The organism is Streptomyces sp. NPDC050263 (assembly GCF_040655955.1).
In the GTDB taxonomy this organism is placed as follows: Bacteria; Actinomycetota; Actinomycetes; order Streptomycetales; family Streptomycetaceae; genus Streptomyces.
Genome location: NZ_JBFAKW010000013.1, coordinates 93,470 through 111,292, shown reverse-complemented (window position 1 = coordinate 111,292; position 17,823 = coordinate 93,470). Strand labels below are relative to the sequence as shown.

Annotated in this window: 16 protein-coding genes and 1 pseudogene; 7 read left to right on the top strand and 10 right to left on the bottom strand. The window is 68.7% G+C overall.

Annotation, left to right across the window (positions count from 1 at the left end):
- Window positions 1-187: 187 nt before the first annotated feature.
- Window positions 188-532, top strand: a pseudogene (locus AB0J04_RS08945) (transposase); the annotation flags it as partial.
- Between the two features lie 79 nt (window positions 533-611).
- Here the strand turns inward: AB0J04_RS08945 and AB0J04_RS08940 are convergent.
- Entirely contained in the window at window positions 612-1,778 is a 1,167-nt protein-coding gene (locus AB0J04_RS08940; protein ID WP_363167662.1) for an HpcH/HpaI aldolase/citrate lyase family protein, read from the bottom strand.
- 176 nt (window positions 1,779-1,954) lie between these two features.
- Here AB0J04_RS08940 and AB0J04_RS08935 point away from each other — a divergent pair, with 176 nt between their 5' ends.
- On the top strand, window positions 1,955-2,695 hold the full coding sequence (locus tag AB0J04_RS08935; RefSeq protein WP_363167661.1) for a TerD family protein: 741 nt from the start codon (window positions 1,955-1,957) through the stop codon (window positions 2,693-2,695).
- Between the two features lie 260 nt (window positions 2,696-2,955).
- Here AB0J04_RS08935 and AB0J04_RS08930 read toward each other — a convergent pair whose 3' ends face one another.
- From AB0J04_RS08930 to AB0J04_RS08905, 6 genes are all read right to left on the bottom strand, one after another.
- Window positions 2,956-3,693, bottom strand: coding sequence for a Tellurium resistance (locus AB0J04_RS08930; protein ID WP_363167660.1), 738 nt, complete (start codon window positions 3,691-3,693; stop codon window positions 2,956-2,958).
- A 117-nt stretch (window positions 3,694-3,810) separates the two neighbouring features.
- Window positions 3,811-4,959, bottom strand: a complete 1,149-nt coding sequence (locus tag AB0J04_RS08925; RefSeq protein ID WP_363167659.1) for a DUF475 domain-containing protein — start codon at window positions 4,957-4,959, stop codon at window positions 3,811-3,813.
- Between the two features lie 188 nt (window positions 4,960-5,147).
- Window positions 5,148-5,723, bottom strand: coding sequence for a TerD family protein (locus tag AB0J04_RS08920; RefSeq protein ID WP_363167658.1), 576 nt, complete (start codon window positions 5,721-5,723; stop codon window positions 5,148-5,150).
- Window positions 5,724-5,837: 114 nt separating this feature from the next.
- A complete protein-coding gene (locus AB0J04_RS08915) occupies window positions 5,838-6,413 on the bottom strand; it encodes a TerD family protein (RefSeq protein ID WP_057583419.1) in 576 nt (191 codons plus the stop codon).
- Window positions 6,414-6,528: 115 nt separating this feature from the next.
- Window positions 6,529-6,987, bottom strand: coding sequence for a peroxiredoxin (locus tag AB0J04_RS08910; RefSeq protein ID WP_363167657.1), 459 nt, complete (start codon window positions 6,985-6,987; stop codon window positions 6,529-6,531).
- A 136-nt stretch (window positions 6,988-7,123) separates the two neighbouring features.
- A complete protein-coding gene (locus tag AB0J04_RS08905; RefSeq protein ID WP_020126915.1) occupies window positions 7,124-7,561 on the bottom strand; it encodes a DUF3052 domain-containing protein in 438 nt (145 codons plus the stop codon).
- A gap of 383 nt (window positions 7,562-7,944) precedes the next feature.
- Between AB0J04_RS08905 and aceE the strand changes: the two genes are divergently transcribed.
- Both aceE and AB0J04_RS08895 read left to right on the top strand, forming a co-directional pair.
- Entirely contained in the window at window positions 7,945-10,692 is a 2,748-nt protein-coding gene (gene aceE / locus AB0J04_RS08900) for a pyruvate dehydrogenase (acetyl-transferring), homodimeric type (RefSeq protein ID WP_363167656.1), read from the top strand.
- A gap of 87 nt (window positions 10,693-10,779) precedes the next feature.
- On the top strand, window positions 10,780-11,610 hold the full coding sequence (locus AB0J04_RS08895; protein WP_363167655.1) for a potassium channel family protein: 831 nt from the start codon (window positions 10,780-10,782) through the stop codon (window positions 11,608-11,610).
- Window positions 11,611-11,722: 112 nt separating this feature from the next.
- Here the strand turns inward: AB0J04_RS08895 and AB0J04_RS08890 are convergent, their stop codons facing one another.
- Window positions 11,723-13,342 carry an MFS transporter gene (locus AB0J04_RS08890; RefSeq protein WP_363167654.1) on the bottom strand — a complete coding sequence of 540 codons (1,620 nt, stop codon included), beginning with the start codon at window positions 13,340-13,342 and terminating at the stop codon, window positions 11,723-11,725.
- Window positions 13,343-13,408: 66 nt separating this feature from the next.
- Between AB0J04_RS08890 and AB0J04_RS08885 the strand changes: the two genes are divergently transcribed.
- From AB0J04_RS08885 to AB0J04_RS08875, 3 genes are all read left to right on the top strand, one after another.
- Complete coding sequence (locus tag AB0J04_RS08885; RefSeq protein WP_363167653.1) at window positions 13,409-14,035, top strand: TetR family transcriptional regulator; 627 nt, start codon at window positions 13,409-13,411, stop codon at window positions 14,033-14,035.
- A 92-nt stretch (window positions 14,036-14,127) separates the two neighbouring features.
- On the top strand, window positions 14,128-15,345 hold the full coding sequence (locus AB0J04_RS08880) for an alpha/beta hydrolase (protein ID WP_363167652.1): 1,218 nt from the start codon (window positions 14,128-14,130) through the stop codon (window positions 15,343-15,345).
- A gap of 58 nt (window positions 15,346-15,403) precedes the next feature.
- Window positions 15,404-16,267: a DUF4429 domain-containing protein gene (locus tag AB0J04_RS08875; RefSeq protein ID WP_363167682.1), complete on the top strand. Its 864-nt coding sequence runs from the start codon at window positions 15,404-15,406 to the stop codon at window positions 16,265-16,267.
- Here AB0J04_RS08875 and AB0J04_RS08870 read toward each other — a convergent pair whose 3' ends face one another.
- The gene (locus tag AB0J04_RS08870) at window positions 16,268-17,284 is read right to left on the bottom strand and encodes an aldo/keto reductase (RefSeq protein ID WP_363167651.1); all 1,017 of its coding nucleotides are present in this window, start codon (window positions 17,282-17,284) and stop codon (window positions 16,268-16,270) included.
- A complete protein-coding gene (locus AB0J04_RS08865) occupies window positions 17,281-17,745 on the bottom strand; it encodes a MerR family transcriptional regulator (RefSeq protein ID WP_363167650.1) in 465 nt (154 codons plus the stop codon). Before AB0J04_RS08865 ends, AB0J04_RS08870 begins: the two co-directional genes overlap by 4 nt.
- Window positions 17,746-17,823 lie beyond the last annotated feature (78 nt).

The following is a 17,823-nucleotide window of genomic DNA, read 5'->3' as shown; positions in this document are numbered from 1 at the left end:
GAGATCCGCAAGGACAAGCGAATCGTGGGACTACGTCGGCGGCATGACGACAACGGGGGAAGCCATCGAGACCGGGTACGCCCGGTACGCGTGCCGGCTGTGTGTGTCGTCGACGGCCCACCGCGCGTTGCTCGCCGAGTGGGATCGATGTCGGTGCCACCGCGATCACGTCATGGTCACGTACGACGAGGACTTCCAACCGAAGTTTCTCGCGAAGACGTCGATGGCGCGCAAGGCGGCGGACGCCGCCATCGGCGCCACCGAGAAGGCGTTGATCGAGATGGGCCGCAAGCACGGACGCGACGTCCGCCTGGTGCTCCCGGCCCACACCACCATGGACTGCGCGCAGTGCGGGGCGGGAACCAAGCACGCGCTGCCGCTGTCCGAACGCACCTACGCCTGCACCGTATGCGGAGCCGTCTCCCCAAGAGACAAGAACTCCGCCCGCGTCATGCTCGCCCGGGCTGGTCTGAACCCGGCTGGCGCCGAGGGCGCAAGCCCTTCTGGAGCGATGCTCCAGAAGGCGGCCTGAGCCAGGAATCCCCTCCCCTTCAGCGAGGGGAGCAGTCAATGCGTTGTTCATGCGTCCCTTTTGTGAGCGAGGTGGAGGTTCAGCCGGGTATGCCGGCGGCGAGCAGGTCGACGAAGCTGACGTCCTCGTGCGCGACGCCGAAGACCTCCGCGCGGAGCATGGTGCGCTCGGCCCACGCGCGGTGCGGCTTCACCTCGTTCATCTTGTTCGTGTACTGCGACCGCAGCACACCCCCACCGCCGCGCTCCGGCCGCAGGATGTCCGCCGCGTCGCTGTACTCCTCGTGACTGACGACGGACAGCGCGTGCACGGCCGGCACGTGCGAGGGGTGGATGCAGGTCTTGCCGAGCAGGCCGTTGGCGTGGTCGAGGGAGATCTCGCGCAGCAGCCCGTCCATCGCGTGCTCTATCAGTCTCTCGCGCAGCTCCACGGCCTGTCCCTCCAGGAAGGGGCTGTGCCGCAGCATCGGCTTGAACATGCGCTCGGGGACCCGGAAGTACTCCCACACCGGCCCGGTCACCGTGAAGCCGGTGCCGTCGGCCCGCCCCAGCATGTTCACCACGTCGGCGATCACGGAGGCGACGATCTGGACGTCGTAGGCCGTCATGTCGGGCGCTCTGCGCAGCCCGTACGAAGAGCAGAAGTCGGTCACGCCGAGGCGCAGCGCGAGGACCCGGCTGCGGTACTTCTCGACGGCGCGGGCGATGCCCTCCAGCGCGTCCACCCGGGACTCGCGGTACATCAGCTCGGGCGTCTCCAGCACGGGCATGCCGAACAGCCGGCGTCCGCTCGCCGCCTCGGCGCCCGCGAGGGCCTCCAGGAAGGGGATGCCGCGGGCCTCGGTGAACTTCGGGAACACGAACCCGCTCAGCAGCTGTACGCGGTCTCCGAGCCGCCGCACCAGGTCGGGGATCTGCTCGGGCGTCCGCACCCGGATGAAGAGCAGCGGCTTCTCGACGTCCGTACGGCCCGCGAGGTCGGCGAACTGCCGGACGAGGTTCTCCTCGCCGGCCGCCACGTCCTCGTCGCCGATGGAATCCTCCAGGCAGAGCACCATCGACACCACGCCGCGCCCGGTCTGCTTGACGACGTCGTCCGCCAGCCGGGGCCGCGTGGCCGGGCTGTACAGCGTGGCGCCCAGAGCCGCGGAGAGCAGCCTGGCCGGAGAGTCCGCGTCGAAGACACACGGCTCCCGGTGGAAGAGGCGCTGTCGCACCTCAGGGGCGAGGTGCCCGAAATGACGCATGAATCTCCCCCGTGATGCAAGGTAAGTCTGTGGATTCGGCAAGAGGTGGCCGGTAATAGTACGTAGGGATCCATGTCAGAGGTTCCCACCAGGCATGAATTTCAGGTAACTCGCCCGTGAGAGTTGCCGTGCACCCCGCGTTGTCGTGAGCAGGACCGAGAAGGCAGGATGACCGCATGACGCACGCGATGCTGAAGGGGTCGAACGTCCCGCTGAAGGCCACCACGGTGCGCGCCGTGCTGCGCTGGACCCCCGGGCAGGGGGTCCCGGACGTAGACGCCTCGGCGCTGCTCCTCGGCCTCGACGGGCGGGTGCGCTCCGACGAGGACTTCGTCTTCTACAACCAGCCCCGGCACCCTTCCGGGAAGGTGTGGCGGCTCGGCAAGAAGCGCGTCGCCGAGGGCCTCACCGACACCATCCAGACAGATCTCACCGGTGTCGAGTCCGGCGTCGGACAGATTCTGCTGGTCGCTTCGGCGGACGGCGTCACGTTCGACCGCGTACGTTCCCTCACCATCCTGCTGTACGACGCGACGACCGAGGGCGAGCCGCTGGCCACCTTCGACATCCGCCCCGAGACGGGCGAGGAGACGGCGCTGATCTGCGGCGAGCTGTACCGCCGCGGCGAGGGCTGGAAGTTCCGCGCGCTGGGCGAGGGCTACTCCAACGGCCTCAAGGGCCTGGCCACGGACTTCGGCATCTCGGTGGACGAGTCGGAGGGGGCCTCCGCCCCGGAGGCGCCCAAGACCCCCAGCCTCTCCCAGCCCCTGCCCCCCGAGCAGCCGGCCGCGGCGGTCCCCCAGCAACAACCGGCCTACGGCTACCCGGCCAACCTCCCCACCTACGGCCACGGCCACGGCCACCCGGACGGCGCCTTCCGTCTACCGCCGCAGGGCCCCCAGTTCATCGGCCGCTAAGGGCTGTCCCGTAATCCCTGGTGGATCAGCGCGCGGCGTCAGATGCGGTGCATCGCAAGGCGGAGGCACGTCCGCATACTGGATGTATTCGGGCGTTCCGACAACGCGGCGAGGTGCCGTAGCTGTCGTCGCGCGCCCGCCAGGGATTGCGGGACAGCCCTCAGCCAGGAGCTTGCGGCTTTCCGGGGCGCGGGGAACCGCGCGAGCAACCACGGACGACGGTCGGCCGCGAGACCACGGAACCCCACCCGCCGTGGGCGCTACTTCTCCGCCTTCGCCTTGTAACCCCGCCCCCACGTGAGCCCCCACCCGTACAACCGATCCAGCTCCGCCTGGAACCCGTACACGAACCGCACCTCACGCCGCACCATCAGCTCGCCCTTCACGTTCTCGATCATCACCACCGCACAGGACCGCGCCTGCGGATGCCGCTCGTCGAGGCCTATCTCGATCCGCGGTCCGTTGCTCGGGTACAGCGTGACGATCGCGTGGGTCCGGTCGAACGCCGGCGTCTGGTCGTAGATGTAGACGAAGACCAGCAGCCGCCTGATCTCTTCCCGATGGTCGAGGTTGACGTACATCGTCTCGCCGGAGGCCGACCCGAACCGGTCGTCCCCGCTGAGCTTCACGTACGGCGGCCCGTTCACGTCCCCCAGGAGCCCGCCCAGCGGCTGTACGACGCCCTTGGTGCCGTCGGCCAGCTCGTACAGGCACCCGAGGTCGAGGTCGACGTTCACCATGCTCTGGCTGTGTCCGATGACCTCCGGGGGCCGCAGCGCCTTGAAGGGGTGCCGCAGCAGGCTCTCCCGCTGCGGCCCGCCGATGTCGGACGTCCGCATCCGCCAGGTCAGGTTGACGCGCAGGTTGCCGGTCGCGGCGCCCTGCTTGGTCAGGGACACCTGGTGGTGCCGTTTGGTCAACTCGATCGCGTTGGTGGCCGCGTTGCCCGAGTCGAAGTCGGCCGCCCGGCTGCCCAGGAGTCCGTCGAAGAAGCCCATTCCCGCCCCCCACATCCACATCCACGAACGTCCGCCGAGAAGACCGGCGGGGCGGCCGTGGAGGACAGTTTCCTCACCGGCCGCCCCGCACAAGAGCGTTCCTCACTCAGAAGGTGATCACACCCCGGACGAGACCTCAGTCTTGTCGTCCGAGCCCTCCGCTTTTCCCTCTGCCGCTGCCAGCGCCTTGTTGCGGCGCACGGAGGACCAGAAGGACCAGGCGATCAGGAGGACGCCGACGAGACCGGTGATGACCTCGTGGATCTGGTACTGGATGGTGACCAGCAGCAGCACGGCCAGGGCGCCGATCGCGTAGTGCGCGCCGTGCTCCAGGTAGACGTAGTCGTCGAGGGTGCCCTGGCGGACCAGGTACACGGTCAGCGAACGGACGTACATGGCGCCGATGCCGAGGCCCAGGGCCATGAGCACGATGTCGTTGGTGATGGCGAACGCGCCGATCACGCCGTCGAAGGAGAAGGACGCGTCGAGGACCTCGAGGTAGAGGAACATGAAGAACGCGGCCTTGCCGGCGAGGGCGACGGCCGAGGGCTTCTTGCCGGTGCGCGCGGCCTCTTCCTCCGCCTCGTGCTCGCGTTCCTCGTCTTCCTCGAGTTTCTCCTCGAAGTAGCCGGAGAGTCCGCCGACGATCATGTACGTGATCAGACCGGCGATGCCGGAGATCAGCACCGTCTCCGCCTTGTCGGCGTGACCGCCGCCGTGCTGGTGGGCGCTGGCGGCGAAGGTGAAGGAGGTGATCAGCAGGACCACCAGGGCGATGCAGACCGACAGCATGTCGACCTTGCCGAGCTTGGACAGCGGCCGCTCGATCCAGCGCAGCCACTGGATGTCGCGCTCCTCGAAGATGAAGTCGAGGAAGATCATGAGCAGGAACATGCCACCGAAGGCGGCGATCGCCGGGTGGGCGTCGGTGACGAGTTCCTGGTACTGGTCCTTGTTGTTGAGCGCGAGGTCGACGGCCTCGATCGGCCCCATCTTGGCGGTGACGGCCACGATGACGACGGGGAAGACCAGCCGCATGCCGAAGACGGCGATGAGGACACCGATGGTGAGGAAGATCTTCTGCCAGAAGGCATTCATCTTCTTCAGGATTCCGGCGTTGACCACCGCGTTGTCGAACGACAGCGAGATCTCGAGGATGGAGAGGATCGCGACGATGCCGAAGCCCTCCCACCCCCCGTAGAAGACCGCTGCGACCAGGCCGAGCGCGGTGACCGCGAACGACCAGCCGAAGGTTTTCAGAAGCACTGGCTACCCAATCGTGTGTGTACGGGTCTCCCCCGCGCCGTACTCGGCTTTACTCATCCTTGACCACGAAGTCTAGATGCGAACTCAACGGGCGAAACACCTGGGTTGGTCCTGGCCAAAGAGCCGCAGGTCATCGGCTTCGAGCCAGATCCGGAGGCCGCCTCCTCGAACCCCTGAACGGCTGTCGTTCAGGACACGTTCACCCCGAAATCGAGTGCGATGCCCCGCAGTCCGGACGCGTACCCCTGACCGACCGCCCGGAACTTCCACTCGGTCTGGTAGCGGTAGAGCTCGCCGAAGATCATCGCGGTCTCGGTGCTCGCGTCCTCGCTGAGGTCGTAGCGGGCGAGCTCCTGGCCGTCGGCCTGGTTGACGACGCGGATGAAGGCGTTGGAGACCTGACCGAAGGTCTGGCCACGCTCGTCGGCCATGTGGATGGAGACCGGGAAGACGATCTTGTCGCACTGCGGCGGCACCTTGGAGAGGTCCACCAACAGCGACTCGTCGTCTCCGTCGCCCTCACCGGTGAGGTTGTCGCCGGTGTGCTCCACCGAGCCGTCCGGACTCGTGAGCTGGTTGTAGAAGACGAACCACTCGTCCCCCATCACGCGCCCGCTCTTGCACAGCAGTGCGCTGGCGTCCAGGTCGAAGGGGGCTCCGGTGGTGGAGCGCGCGTCCCAGCCGAGTCCGACCATCACCTGAGTGAGGTTCGGCGCGGCCTTGGACAGGGAGACATTGCCTCCCTTGGCGAGCGTGACGCCCATGATTGCTGGTCCTCCCCTAGGTACTGCTTCTTCGGTTGTCCTGCGCGTCCGGCGCCGACCGTAAACGGTGCGACGCCGGACGAACTTCAGGTGCCTTCGGATTCCTCGGGCGACTCAGACGTTGACGCCGAAGTCCTGCGCGATGCCGCGCAGGCCCGACGCGTAGCCCTGGCCGATGGCGCGGAACTTCCACTCCGCACCGTGCCGGTAGAGCTCGCCGAAGACCATGGCGGTCTCCGTCGACGCGTCCTCGCTGAGGTCGTAGCGCGCGATCTCGGCGCCGCCGGCCTGGTTCACGACGCGGATGAACGCGTTGCGGACCTGGCCGAAGGACTGCTGCCGGTTCTCGGCGTCGTAGATCGACACCGGGAAGACGATCTTGTCGACGTCGGCCGGGACCGTGGCGAGGTTGACCTTGATCGCCTCGTCGTCGCCCTCGCCCTCACCGGTGGTGTTGTCACCGGTGTGCTCCACAGAGCCGTCGGGGCTCTTGAGGTTGTTGAAGAAGACGAAGTTGGCGTCACTGGCGACCTTGCCGGCGTTGTTCACCAGCAGCGCGCTGGCGTCCAGGTCGAAGTCCGTGCCGGTCGTGGTGCGGACGTCCCACCCCAGACCGACGATGACCGCGGTCAGGCCCGGGGCCTCCTTGGTCAGCGATACGTTGCCGCCCTTGCTGAGGCTGACTCCCACGAAGTCCTCCATTGGTGTCCTGGGGCGGGGAGCCCCGTCGTGCGTGGATATATCGGATCAACGAGTCGATCCTAGTGACGGGTTCCCGCTGCACGCAGGCCTTGGAGCCGAACAATCACAGGGTGTCGATCGCCTTGACGTACTCGGCGAGGTCACGGGCGTCCGGCAGCGCGTTGACGACCGTCCAGCGCACGACGCCCTCCTTGTCGATGACGAAGGTGCCGCGCACCGCGCAGCCCTTGTCCTCGGCGAAGACGTCGTAGGCGCGGCTGACCTCGCCGTGCGGCCAGAAGTCGCTGAGCAGCGGGTACTCCAGCCCCTCCTGCTCGGCGAAGACGCGCAGGGTGTGGATGGAGTCGTTGGAGACCGCGAGCACCTGGGTGTCGCGGTCGGCGAACTGCGGCAGGTTGTCGCGGACCTCGCACAGCTCGCCGGTGCACACGCCGGTGAAGGCGAACGGGTAGAAGAGCAGGACGACGTTCTTGCTGCCCCGGAAGTCGGAGAGCCGCACGGCACGGCCGTGGTTGTCCTTGAGCTCGAAGTCGGGGGCCTTGTCGCCGACCTGGATCGCCATCGCCTGATTGTCCCTTCTGGGGGCTGTCTGGGTGAGAACACCCTACGCAGCGGTCGCCGAAGGGGCGTTGAAGGGCCGGGCACAAGGACCCGGCCCTTCAACGTCACATCACTTCTCGGACGTCACCTCTGGGACGTCACTTCTTGGACTTCGCAGCCTTGGGCGTCACCAGCCGACTGCCACTCCAGTCCTTGCCGACGCTGACGCTCTTGCTGGCCGACAGACCCGCAGTCGTCGAGGCTTCGGAGATGTCGCTCGGCTCCACGTATCCCGTCCGGCCGGTCTTCGGCGTCAGGAGGAGGATCGACCCGCCTTCTTCGATGTACGTGGTGGCGTCCACCAGCGCATCCGTCAGGTCTCCGTCATCGTCGCGGAACCAGAGCACTACGGCGTCGGCGACGTCGTCGTAGTCCTCGTCCACCAGATCGCTGCCGATGACTTCCTCAATGGACTCGCGGAGCTCCTGGTCGACGTCGTCGTCGTAGCCGATCTCCTGGACCACCTGCTCGGGCTGGAAACCCAGCCTGACGGCAGGGCTGGTCCGCTCCTCCGCGTGGTCCGCGGTCGCGCTCACGGGTTGCCTCCTGATCATGTTTTGGGGAATAACTCAGCCACGCGCGTGCGCGAAGCATTGGCCGTAGTCCACACGGGCGGGACGGATCGCGCAAGTACCCGGCGGTTCGGACCGCCGAAACGGTGACGATCCTGGCCGTGTCGACGCAACCCCAGGCACGCGATTCGGGCAGATCGTGACGTACACCACACCTATCTGCCCTGTTTGCCCATTTGAGAACCATCCAAGGGTACGAGATTCGAACGGGGGACGGTTACCTAGGGGTAGAGATGACGTTTGCGGCCTCGCGGTACACGATGGGGGCGGTGCAGGTACTGAAGAAGCAACGAAATACCGAGCAGGAAAAACAGCCCCACACAGCCCTCTGACAGGTAAGGACCAGCGTGGCTTCCGGATCCGATCGCAACCCGATCATCATTGGCGGCCTTCCGAGTCAGGTTCCTGACTTCGATCCCGAGGAAACCCAGGAGTGGCTCGACTCCCTCGACGCCGCGATCGACGAGCGCGGCCGGGAGCGAGCGCGCTATCTGATGCTGCGGCTGATCGAGCGGGCCCGCGAGAAGCGCGTGGCCGTGCCCGAGATGCGCAGCACGGACTACGTCAACACCATCCCCACCAGGGCCGAGCCGTTCTTCCCGGGCAACGAGGAGATCGAGCGCCGGATCCTCAACGCGACCCGTTGGAACGCGGCCGTGATGGTGTCCAGGGCCCAGCGCCCGGGCATCGGCGTGGGCGGGCACATCGCCACCTTCGCGTCGTCCGCGTCGCTCTACGACGTCGGCTTCAACCACTTCTTCCGCGGCAAGGACGAGGGCGACGGCGGCGACCAGGTCTTCTTCCAGGGCCACGCCTCCCCGGGCATCTACGCGCGCGCGTTCCTGCTCGACCGGCTGAGCGAACAGAACCTGGACGCGTTCCGCCAGGAGAAGTCGAAGGCGCCCTACGGTCTGTCCTCGTACCCGCACCCGCGCCTGATGCCGGACTTCTGGGAGTTCCCGACCGTGTCGATGGGCCTCGGCCCGATCGGCGCGATCTACCAGGCGCGGATGAACCGCTACATGCACGCGCGCGGGATCGCCGACACCTCGAAGTCGCACGTCTGGGCGTTCCTCGGGGACGGCGAGATGGACGAGCCGGAGTCGCTCGGCCAGCTGACCATCGCCGCCCGTGAGAGCCTGGACAACCTGACCTTCGTCGTCAACTGCAACCTCCAGCGGCTCGACGGCCCGGTGCGCGGCAACGGCAAGGTCATCCAGGAGCTGGAGTCGGTCTTCCGGGGCGCCGGCTGGAACGTGATCAAGCTGATCTGGGACCGGTCGTGGGACCCGCTGCTCGCGCAGGACCGCGACGGCATCCTCGTCAACCGGATGAACACGACCCCGGACGGCCAGTTCCAGACCTACGCCACCGAGTCCGGCGCGTACATCCGCGATCACTTCTTCGGCGACGACCAGCGGCTGCGCGCGATGATCGAGGGCATGACCGACGACCAGATCCTGCACCTGGGCCGCGGCGGTCACGACCACAGGAAGATCTACGCGGCGTTCAAGGCGGCCGTGGAGCACACCGGCCAGCCGACGGTCATCCTCGCCAAGACGGTCAAGGGCTGGACGCTGGGCCCGAACTTCGAGGGCCGCAACGCCACCCACCAGATGAAGAAGCTGACGGCTCCCGACCTCAAGGGCTTCCGCGACCGGCTGCACCTGCCGATCTCCGACAAGGAGCTGGAGTCCGGCGCGCCGCCGTACTACCACCCCGGCCGGAACTCGGAAGAGCTCCAGTACATGCACGATCGCCGCAAGGGCCTCGGCGGTTACGTCCCGACGCGGGTCGTGCGCTCCCAGCCGCTCGCGCTGCCGGACGACAAGACGTACGCGTCCGTGAAGAAGGGCTCCGGCCAGCAGTCCATCGCGACGACCATGGCCTTTGTGCGGCTCCTCAAGGACCTCATGCGGGACAAGGAGATCGGCAAGCGGTTCGTGCTGATCGCGCCGGACGAGTACCGCACGTTCGGCATGGACTCCTTCTTCCCGAGTGCGAAGATCTACAACCCGCTCGGTCAGCAGTACGAGGCGGTCGACCGCGATCTGCTGCTGGCCTACAAGGAGTCGCCGACCGGCCAGATGCTGCACGACGGCATCTCGGAGGCGGGCTGCACGGCGTCCCTGATCGCGGCGGGCTCCGCGTACGCCACCCACGGTCAGCCGCTGATCCCGGTCTACGTCTTCTACTCGATGTTCGGTTTCCAGCGCACCGGCGACCAGTTCTGGCAGATGTCCGACCAGCTGGCGCGCGGTTTCGTACTGGGCGCGACCGCCGGCCGTACGACGCTGACCGGTGAGGGCCTCCAGCACGCGGACGGCCACTCGCAGCTGCTCGCCTCGACGAACCCGGGCTGTGTCGCCTACGACCCGGCGTTCGGCTTCGAGATCGCGCACATCGTGCAGGACGGGCTCCGGCGGATGTACGGCAGCTCCGCCGAGCACCCGCACGGCGAGGACGTCTTCTACTACCTCACCGTCTACAACGAGCCCATCCAGCACCCGGCCGAGCCCGAGAACGTGGACGCGGAGGGCATCCTCAAGGGCGTCCACCGCTTCAGCGAGGGCACCGCGGGGTCGATCCCGGCGCAGATCATCGCGTCCGGCGTGGCCGTCCCCTGGGCGCTGGAGGCGCAGAAGATCCTCGCCGAGGAGTGGGACGTCAAGGCCGACGTCTGGTCGGCGACCTCCTGGAACGAGCTGCGGCGCGAGGCCGTCGAGGTCGAGCGGCACAACCTGCTGCACCCGGAGGAGGAGCAGCGCGTGCCGTGGGTGACGCGCAAGCTGGCCGGGGCCGAGGGGCCGTTCGTGGCCGTCTCGGACTGGATGCGGTCGGTGCCGGACCAGATCGCGCGCTGGGTGCCGGGCACGTTCCAGTCGCTGGGCGCGGACGGCTTCGGCTTCGCGGACACCCGCGGGGCGGCGCGCCGCTTCTTCCACATCGACGCCCAGTCGGTGGTCGTGGGCGTGCTGACCGAGCTGGCGAAGGAGGGCAAGGTCGACCGCTCGCTGCTGAAGCAGGCCATCGACCGGTACCAGCTCCTCGACGCGTCGGCGGCGGACCCGGGCGCGGCGGGCGGAGACGCCTGACGCTGCGCTCGGCTTGAGCGCTCCGACGAGGTGAGGGCGGTGGGGCTCCTGGCTCCGCCGCCCTTACTCGTTCTTTACGATGCGGGCATGCAGGAGAGAACGGCACAGGCCCAATGGGAACGGCGGACGCAGCGGCCGCTGCTGGCTCTCGCCGTGGTGTTCGCCGTCGCGTACGCCGTCCCGATCGTGGACACCTCGGCCGATCGCGCGCTGACGACCCTCTGCACCCGGGTCGAGTGGCTGGTGTGGGGCGCGTTCGCCGCGGACTACCTGGTCCGGCTGGCGCTCACGGCCGACCGCCGGAAGTTCGTCCGTACGCACTGGCTGGACCTGTGCGCGGTGGTGCTGCCGATGGTGCAGCCGCTCAAGCTGCTGCGGCTGGTGTCGACGCTGCTGCTGGTGGGGCGGCGGGCGCGGATGGCCTCGCAGATCCAGATGACGACGTATGTCGTGGGCGCGGTGATCGGTCTGCTGATGTTCGGCTCGCTGGCCGTGCTGTCGGTGGAGCGGGAGTCGCCGGACGGGAACATCCGCACGCTGGGTGACGCGCTGTGGTGGTCGTTCACGACGATGACGACGGTGGGGTACGGGGACCACTCGCCGACCACCGGCCTGGGGCGCATCATCGCCGTCGGACTGATGCTCTCCGGGATCGCGCTGCTCGGCGTCGTGACCGCGAACATCGCGGCCTGGTTCATCGAGCGGTTCGAGAAGGACGACGTCGAGGAGCGGGCCCAGACGGCGGCGATCCTGGCGCTGACCGAGGAGGTGCGGGCCCTGCGGGCGGAGGTGACGGTCCTCCGCGAGCGGTCCGCGCCCCACGATTGCCGGGCGGTCGGCGCGCTGTCCCCCTCCGGCAGCGCGCCGCAGCCCTGGCCGCCCTCCGCGACGGACATGCCGTACGGAGGGCCTGACTAACTGTGACCTGAGGCGCGTGCCGGAAGCGAGGAACCTTTAGCGTCGTCACCCTGATAGGGGAAATTCGTTGAAGTCCCGTCAGGTTCCCCGCTGTTCTCCCGCATCGGCAGCCTCAGATGTGGCCGACGCCCGCGCCCGCCTCCGCGTTCTCCCCGCGCTTGGTGAGCAGCGCGATGAAGACGGCCACCACCGCCACCCCGGCGGCGACCAGGGACGCGGTGCTCATGCCGGAGATGAACGTGTCGTGGGCGACGTCCGTGATCTTCACGGCGACCTCCGGGGGCGTTCCCTTGGCCACCGGCGCCGCGCCGACCTGGACCGCCTCGGAGGCCTGCGCCAGCTGGGCGGGGGTCAGCTCGGGCAGGCCCGCGCCCTTCCAGTTGGCGGCCAGGTCGCTGTCGACCTTGGAGGCCATCACACCGCCCAGCACGGCCGTGCCGAGGCTGCCGCCGATCTGCATGGCCGCCTGCTGAAGACCGCCCGCCACGCCCGACAGCTCCATGGGGGCGTTGCCGACGATGACCTCCGTGGCGCCGACCATGACCGGTGCGAGGCCCAGGCCGAGGAGCGCGAACCAGATGGACATGACAGCGCTGCCGGTGTCCGTCTCCAGCGTGGACATGCCGTACATGGCGACGGCGGTGGCGGCCATGCCGCCGGCCAGCGGGATGCGCGGGCCGAGCTTGGTGATCAGGGCGCCCGCGAGCGGGGAGCCGACGATCATCATGCCGGTCAGCGGCAGCAGGTGCAGGCCCGCGTCGATCGGGCTCATGCCGTGCACGTTCTGGAGGTAGAACGTCACGAAGAACAGGCCGCCCATGAAGGCGATCGCCATCAGGACCATGAGCATCACACCCGCCGACAGCGGGACCGAGCGGAACAGCGCCAGCGGGATCAGCGGCTCCTTGACCTTCGTCTCCCAGAAGCCGAACGCCGCGAAGAGCGCCACGGAGCCGAGCATGAACGTCCATGTGCTCCCGTCGTCCCAGCCCCAGGTCGGAGCCTTGATCAGGGCCCAGACCAGGCAGAACATCGCGCCCGAGAGCAGGGCGATGCCGAGGACGTCGAAGGAGCGCGGGGCGTTCTCGGCGCGGTGGTCGAGCAGGATCAGCCCGCCCAGGACCAGGGCGAGGGCGCCGACCGGCACGTTGATGAAGAACACCGACTGCCAGTTGACGTGCTCGACGAGGACACCGCCGAGGATCGGGCCGCCGGCGGTAGAGGCGCCGATGACCATGCCCCACAGGCCGATGGCCATGTTGAGCTTCTCGGCCGGGAACGTCGCGCGCAGCAGACCGAGCGCGGCCGGCATCAGCAGCGCGCCGAACAGGCCCTGGAGGACGCGGAAGACGACGACCAGCGCGATGCTGTCGGAGAGCCCGATCGCGCCGGAGGCGGCGGCGAAGCCGACGACGCCTATCAGGAACGTCTGACGGTGGCCGAAACGGTCACCGAGCTTGCCCGCGGTGATCAGGGAGACCGCGAGGGCGAGGAAGTAGCCGTTGGTGATCCACTGGACCTCCGCGAAGGTGGCGCCCAGGTCCTGCTGGATGGCCGGGTTGGCGATGGCCACGATGGTGCCGTCGAGGGCCACCATCATGACGCCGACGGCGACGGTGATCAGGGTGAACCACGGGTGGCCGCGCAGCCCCTCGGCGGGCGGCCTGTCCGACGGTTCCCCCGGCGCCTTGCCCCCCGGACCCGTCGTGTCGACGGTGGTCTGACTAGTCATGCGTTCGAGGCTAGTGACAGCTTCTGACATTTGACAAACGAGTTCACAAGTCGGTAACTGACATCTATGCAAACACTGCGCGAGCGCAAGAAGCAGCGCACCCGGGACGCGCTGCTGCGGGCCGCCGTGGAGCTGTTCACGTCACAGGGGTACGAGGGCACGACCGTCGACGAGATCGCCGATGCCGTCGACGTCTCGCAACGCACCTTCTTCCGCTACTTCGCCGGCAAGGAGGAGGCCGCGCTCGCGCTGGAGGAGATGTCGGTGGCGCGGTTCGTGGCGGCGGTGCGCGAACGCCCGCCGCACGAGGCGCCGATGGAGGCGCTGCGGCAGGCCGTCCTGGACAGCTGGTACTCGATCAACGAGATCGTCGAGTCCGTCGTGCCGCTGGAGCTGTATCTGCGCATGTGCCGGGTGATCGAGTCGACGCCGGTGCTGCTCGCCGCGCATCTGCGGCGCTCGGCGGAGATCGAGGAGGACCTCGCGCAGGTGATCGCCGTGCGCGAGGGGCTCGACGTGGACGCCGACCCGCGGCCGCGGCTGGCGGTGGCCGTGTTCAGCGGGGTGATGCGGGCGACGGAACGCCGGTGGTCCACGAGTGCGGACTTCGGCGTGGCGGAGATGCGCGCGCTCACGTCCAGCTATCTCGACGGGATCGGACCCGCCCTGCTGGGAGCCTGGCGTGAGGCCTAAAGAGCGTTATGACCAATCTCATGCCTTACGAAACGTGATACCCGTCACTTGGGTCACCCGAGACCCTCCCGTTCTCCTAGTGTGTCCTTTCAGTGACTTCCTTCGACACAAGCCCCCAACTCAGCGTCTGGCGTGCACTGGCCGCCCTGGCGGTGGTGTTCGTGATGTTGGCGACCACGGGCTGGACCGCCACGCACCACCAGCGGGGAACCACCGCCCTGCAGGCCTCGCGCACGGCGTGGGAGCACGGCCGGATCGGCGGCCGCCTGCTGCCGGACCCCGACTCCGCCCCCTCCCGGCTCACCCGCTTCTTCGCCTCGCTGACCGCACCGCAGCGCACCGTGCTCGCGCACGACTACGCGCTCGCCGTGGGCAACATGAACGGCGCCCCCGCCGAACTGCGCTACCGCGCCAACCGCGTGGCGCTGCTCCAGCAGGTGAGGGTCGAGCGCAAACGCACGCACGACAGCCGGCTCACGCCCTCCGGGCAGCAGCTGGCCGGCAAGCGCATGCACCGCTACGAGGATCTGAGCGCCGCCGACCGGCAGATCCTCGCCTTCGACCCGGAGGGCTCCGGCCGGGTCGCCGAGGTCTTCGGCAGCCTCGACGAGGCCGAGCGGATCTCCGTCGTCGTCCCCGGCGTCGACACCGATCTGCTCACCTTCCAGCGCACGAACCGGAAGTACTCGGCGCCCGTCGGCATGGCCCAGGCCCTCTACTCGGCCGAGCGGGAGGCAAGCCCGTCGACGCGCACGGCCGTGATCGCCTGGGCCGACTACACCTCCCCCGACGGCCTGGGCATCGACTCGGCCACCGCGATGCGCGCCGAGAGCGGCGCCGTCCGGCTGAACGCCCTGCTGAACGCGCTGCCCGGCCGGACGCCCGTGTCGATGTTCTGCCACAGCTACGGCTCGGTGGTGTGCGGAGTCGCCGCGGACGACATGCCGGACCGGGTGACCGACATCGCGGTGGCGGGCAGCCCCGGGATGCGGGTGGAGAACGCGGAGCAGCTGGGCACCGAGGCCCGGGTGTGGGCGATGCGCGACGCCGACGACTGGATCCAGGACGTGCCGCACCTGGAGGTCGGCGGCCTCGGGCACGGCCAGGACCCGATGGCCGAGGCGTTCGGGGCGCGCGTGCTGTCGGCGCGGGAGGCGAAGGGCCACGGCGGCTACTTCGAACCGGGTACGGACAGCCTGCGCAACCTCGCCGACATCGGCACTGGCTCGTACCGCTCGTTGGAGTGCGGCCACGACGACGATGCCTGCACGGCGGGTTTGTCCGACACGACAGAGGCCGGACGCGCGTAGAGACGCAGAAACTGCGGCACGCGCGGGGAGGGGACGAAGAATGGGTGTCCCGCATACGATGAGCCGCATGGGTGACGTACTGGCCGGATTTCATGCCGCCTGGGAGTTCGAGTCCGACTCCGTCCTCATCCGTTACGAACGGGGGCTGCGCACGCCCAAGCTGCTGTCGGCGCTGGGCGAGCGCCGGATCCCGCTGGCGGCCATCGCCCGGGTGACGCTGACCCGCGGCCGACGCGGGACGGTCGTGCTGCACGTGGAGCCGCGCCCCGGAGCCGATCCGTTGATGGAGGCGGCCGCCGGCCAGCTCAAGGAAGCCTGCGATCCCTACCGGCTGGTGCTGCCCGCCGAGCGGGAGACGCTCGCCGAGTACTACGCGGACGAGCTGCGCGACAAGCTGACCGATTCCGGGTCCGGACCGGCCGAACGGTTCCTGGTGGACGCGCCCGAGGTACCGCTGTCGTTCAAGGCGTACGACGGCAAGGCGTCCTTCGACGGGCGGACGGTGCGCTTCCGGTGGTTCTGGACGGGCGCGTCGTCGGCGAAGTGGAAAGCCGGCGACCAGAGCTTCGCCGTGTCCGAGCTGAGCGGGGTCGAGTGGCGGTCGCCGGAGGTGTTCGAGGGACACCTGCGGCTGTTGTCCAGGGACGGTGACGGCCGGCCCGCGCAGGCCGACCAGGACCCCGCGACAGTGGTGTTCGGGCTGGGCTACGGCCCTGTGCACGAGTCGTTGCCGTTCGCCGCGGCGGTGCTGGCGCGGGTGCGGGCCGGGCGGCCGGTGGCCGCCGTCCCCGCGACCCCGCCGCACCGGGATCCCGCCGACATCGCCGAACGCATCCGCCACCTCGGGGAACTGCACCAGGCCGGGCTGGTCACCGACGAGGAGTTCGCCGTGAAGAAGGCGGAGCTGCTGTCGCAGCTGTGATCACTCGCGTCCGGCAGAGGCGAACGCCATGTCCGCGTACCGGTCGCCCGCCACCTTCGCCGCGATCGGCTCCAGCAGCGCCAGCTCCTCGTCGCTCAGGACGATCGAGACGGCCGCCGTGTTCTCCGCCACCCGCCCGGGCTTGCGCGTGCCCGGTATCGGGATCACCGGAAGGTCGTGCACCCGGGACTGCTGCTGGACCCAGGCCAGGGCGATCTGCGCCGCCGTCACGCCGTGCGCCTCGGCCAGCGCCCGGATCGGCTCCAGGAGCGCCGCGTTGGCCGCCGCGTTCGCGCCGGTGAAACGGGGCTGCTGACGGCGGAAGTCGTCGGCGGTGAGGTCCGTGTCGGCGTTCGCGAAGGAGCCGGTGAGGAAGCCCCGGCCGAGCGGGGAGTACGGGACCAGCGTCACGCCCAGCTCACGGGCGGCCGGCACCACCTGCGCCTCGATGTCCCGGCTGAACAGCGACCACTCCGACTGCACGGCGGCGATCGGGTGGACGGCCTGCGCCGCGCGCAGCTCGGTGGCCGTCACCTCGCTCAGGCCCAGCTGCTTGACCTTGCCCTCGCGCACCAGCTCCGCCATCACGCCGACGGTGTCCTCGATCGGCACGTTCACATCGCGCCGGTGCATGTAGTAGAGGTCGATGACGTCGACGTCCAGCCGCTCCAGGCTCGCCTCGACGGCTTGGCGGATGTAGGGCGCGTCGTTGCGAATGACCCGGCGGGTCGGCTCGCCCGGCGGGATCGCCAGGGCGAACTTGGTCGCGATCACGACCTCGTCGCGGTGCGCCTTGAAGAACGGGGCGAGGAACCGCTCGTTCTCCCCCGCGCCGTACGCGTCCGCCGTGTCGTAGAACGTGACGCCGAGTTCCAGGGCGCGTTCCAGGGTGGCCCGGGACTCGCCGGCGTCCGCGGGACCGTAGGCGAAGCTCATGCCCATGCAGCCGAGGCCCTGGACGCCGACCTCGGGGCCGTCCTCGCCGAGTCGGGCCGTCGGGATCCTGCTGTCGGTCATCCGACCTTCTCCTTGTCATAGAGGTGCGCGGCATCCGCGTAGAAACTGATCTTCCGGTCGAGCACGGCGAGCGTGTCCTGGAGTTCGGCGACCCGGGCCAGGACGTCCCGGCGGGTCGACTCGAGGAGTTCGAAGCGCTCGGGGAACGTGTCGTCGCCCTCGCGCACCAGTTCCGCGTACCGCACCATGTCGGCGACCGGCATGCCGGTGAGCCGGAGCTTGCCGACGAGGTCCAGCCAGTCCAGGTCGCGGTTGCTGTACCGGCGCTGGCCGGTGTGCGAGCGGTCGACGTGCGGCATCAGACCGATCCGCTCGTACCAGCGCAGGGTGTGGGCCGTCAGGCCCGTGAACGCGACGACCTCGCTGATCGTGTAGCTGTCCTGGCCTTCCGGCCGCCGATGCGGGTGCGGCGGGGTGGCACAGCTGTCGGTCCTGGTACCCGTGGTCTCCATCACCGTCATGGCACCAACGCTATGGCCTTGGAGTGCGCTCCAAGCAAGCGGAATCGGTAAGAAAACCGGGGGACGCGGCTTGATCAC

Excerpts from the sequence above, each read along its gene's own strand:
- AB0J04_RS08940 (WP_363167662.1), bottom strand. The coding sequence starts at position 1,778 with ATGCGTCATTTCGGGCACCTCGCCCCTGAGGTGCGACAGCGCCTCTTC.
- AB0J04_RS08935 (WP_363167661.1), top strand. The coding sequence starts at position 1,955 with ATGACGCACGCGATGCTGAAGGGGTCGAACGTCCCGCTGAAGGCCACC.
- AB0J04_RS08930 (WP_363167660.1), bottom strand. The coding sequence starts at position 3,693 with ATGGGCTTCTTCGACGGACTCCTGGGCAGCCGGGCGGCCGACTTCGAC.
- AB0J04_RS08920 (WP_363167658.1), bottom strand. The coding sequence starts at position 5,723 with ATGGGCGTCACGCTCGCCAAGGGAGGCAATGTCTCCCTGTCCAAGGCC.
- AB0J04_RS08910 (WP_363167657.1), bottom strand. The coding sequence starts at position 6,987 with ATGGCGATCCAGGTCGGCGACAAGGCCCCCGACTTCGAGCTCAAGGAC.
- AB0J04_RS08895 (WP_363167655.1), top strand. The coding sequence starts at position 10,780 with ATGCAGGAGAGAACGGCACAGGCCCAATGGGAACGGCGGACGCAGCGG.
- AB0J04_RS08890 (WP_363167654.1), bottom strand. The coding sequence starts at position 13,342 with ATGACTAGTCAGACCACCGTCGACACGACGGGTCCGGGGGGCAAGGCG.
- AB0J04_RS08885 (WP_363167653.1), top strand. The coding sequence starts at position 13,409 with ATGCAAACACTGCGCGAGCGCAAGAAGCAGCGCACCCGGGACGCGCTG.
- AB0J04_RS08875 (WP_363167682.1), top strand. The coding sequence starts at position 15,404 with ATGAGCCGCATGGGTGACGTACTGGCCGGATTTCATGCCGCCTGGGAG.
- AB0J04_RS08870 (WP_363167651.1), bottom strand. The coding sequence starts at position 17,284 with ATGACCGACAGCAGGATCCCGACGGCCCGACTCGGCGAGGACGGCCCC.
- AB0J04_RS08865 (WP_363167650.1), bottom strand. The coding sequence starts at position 17,745 with ATGACGGTGATGGAGACCACGGGTACCAGGACCGACAGCTGTGCCACC.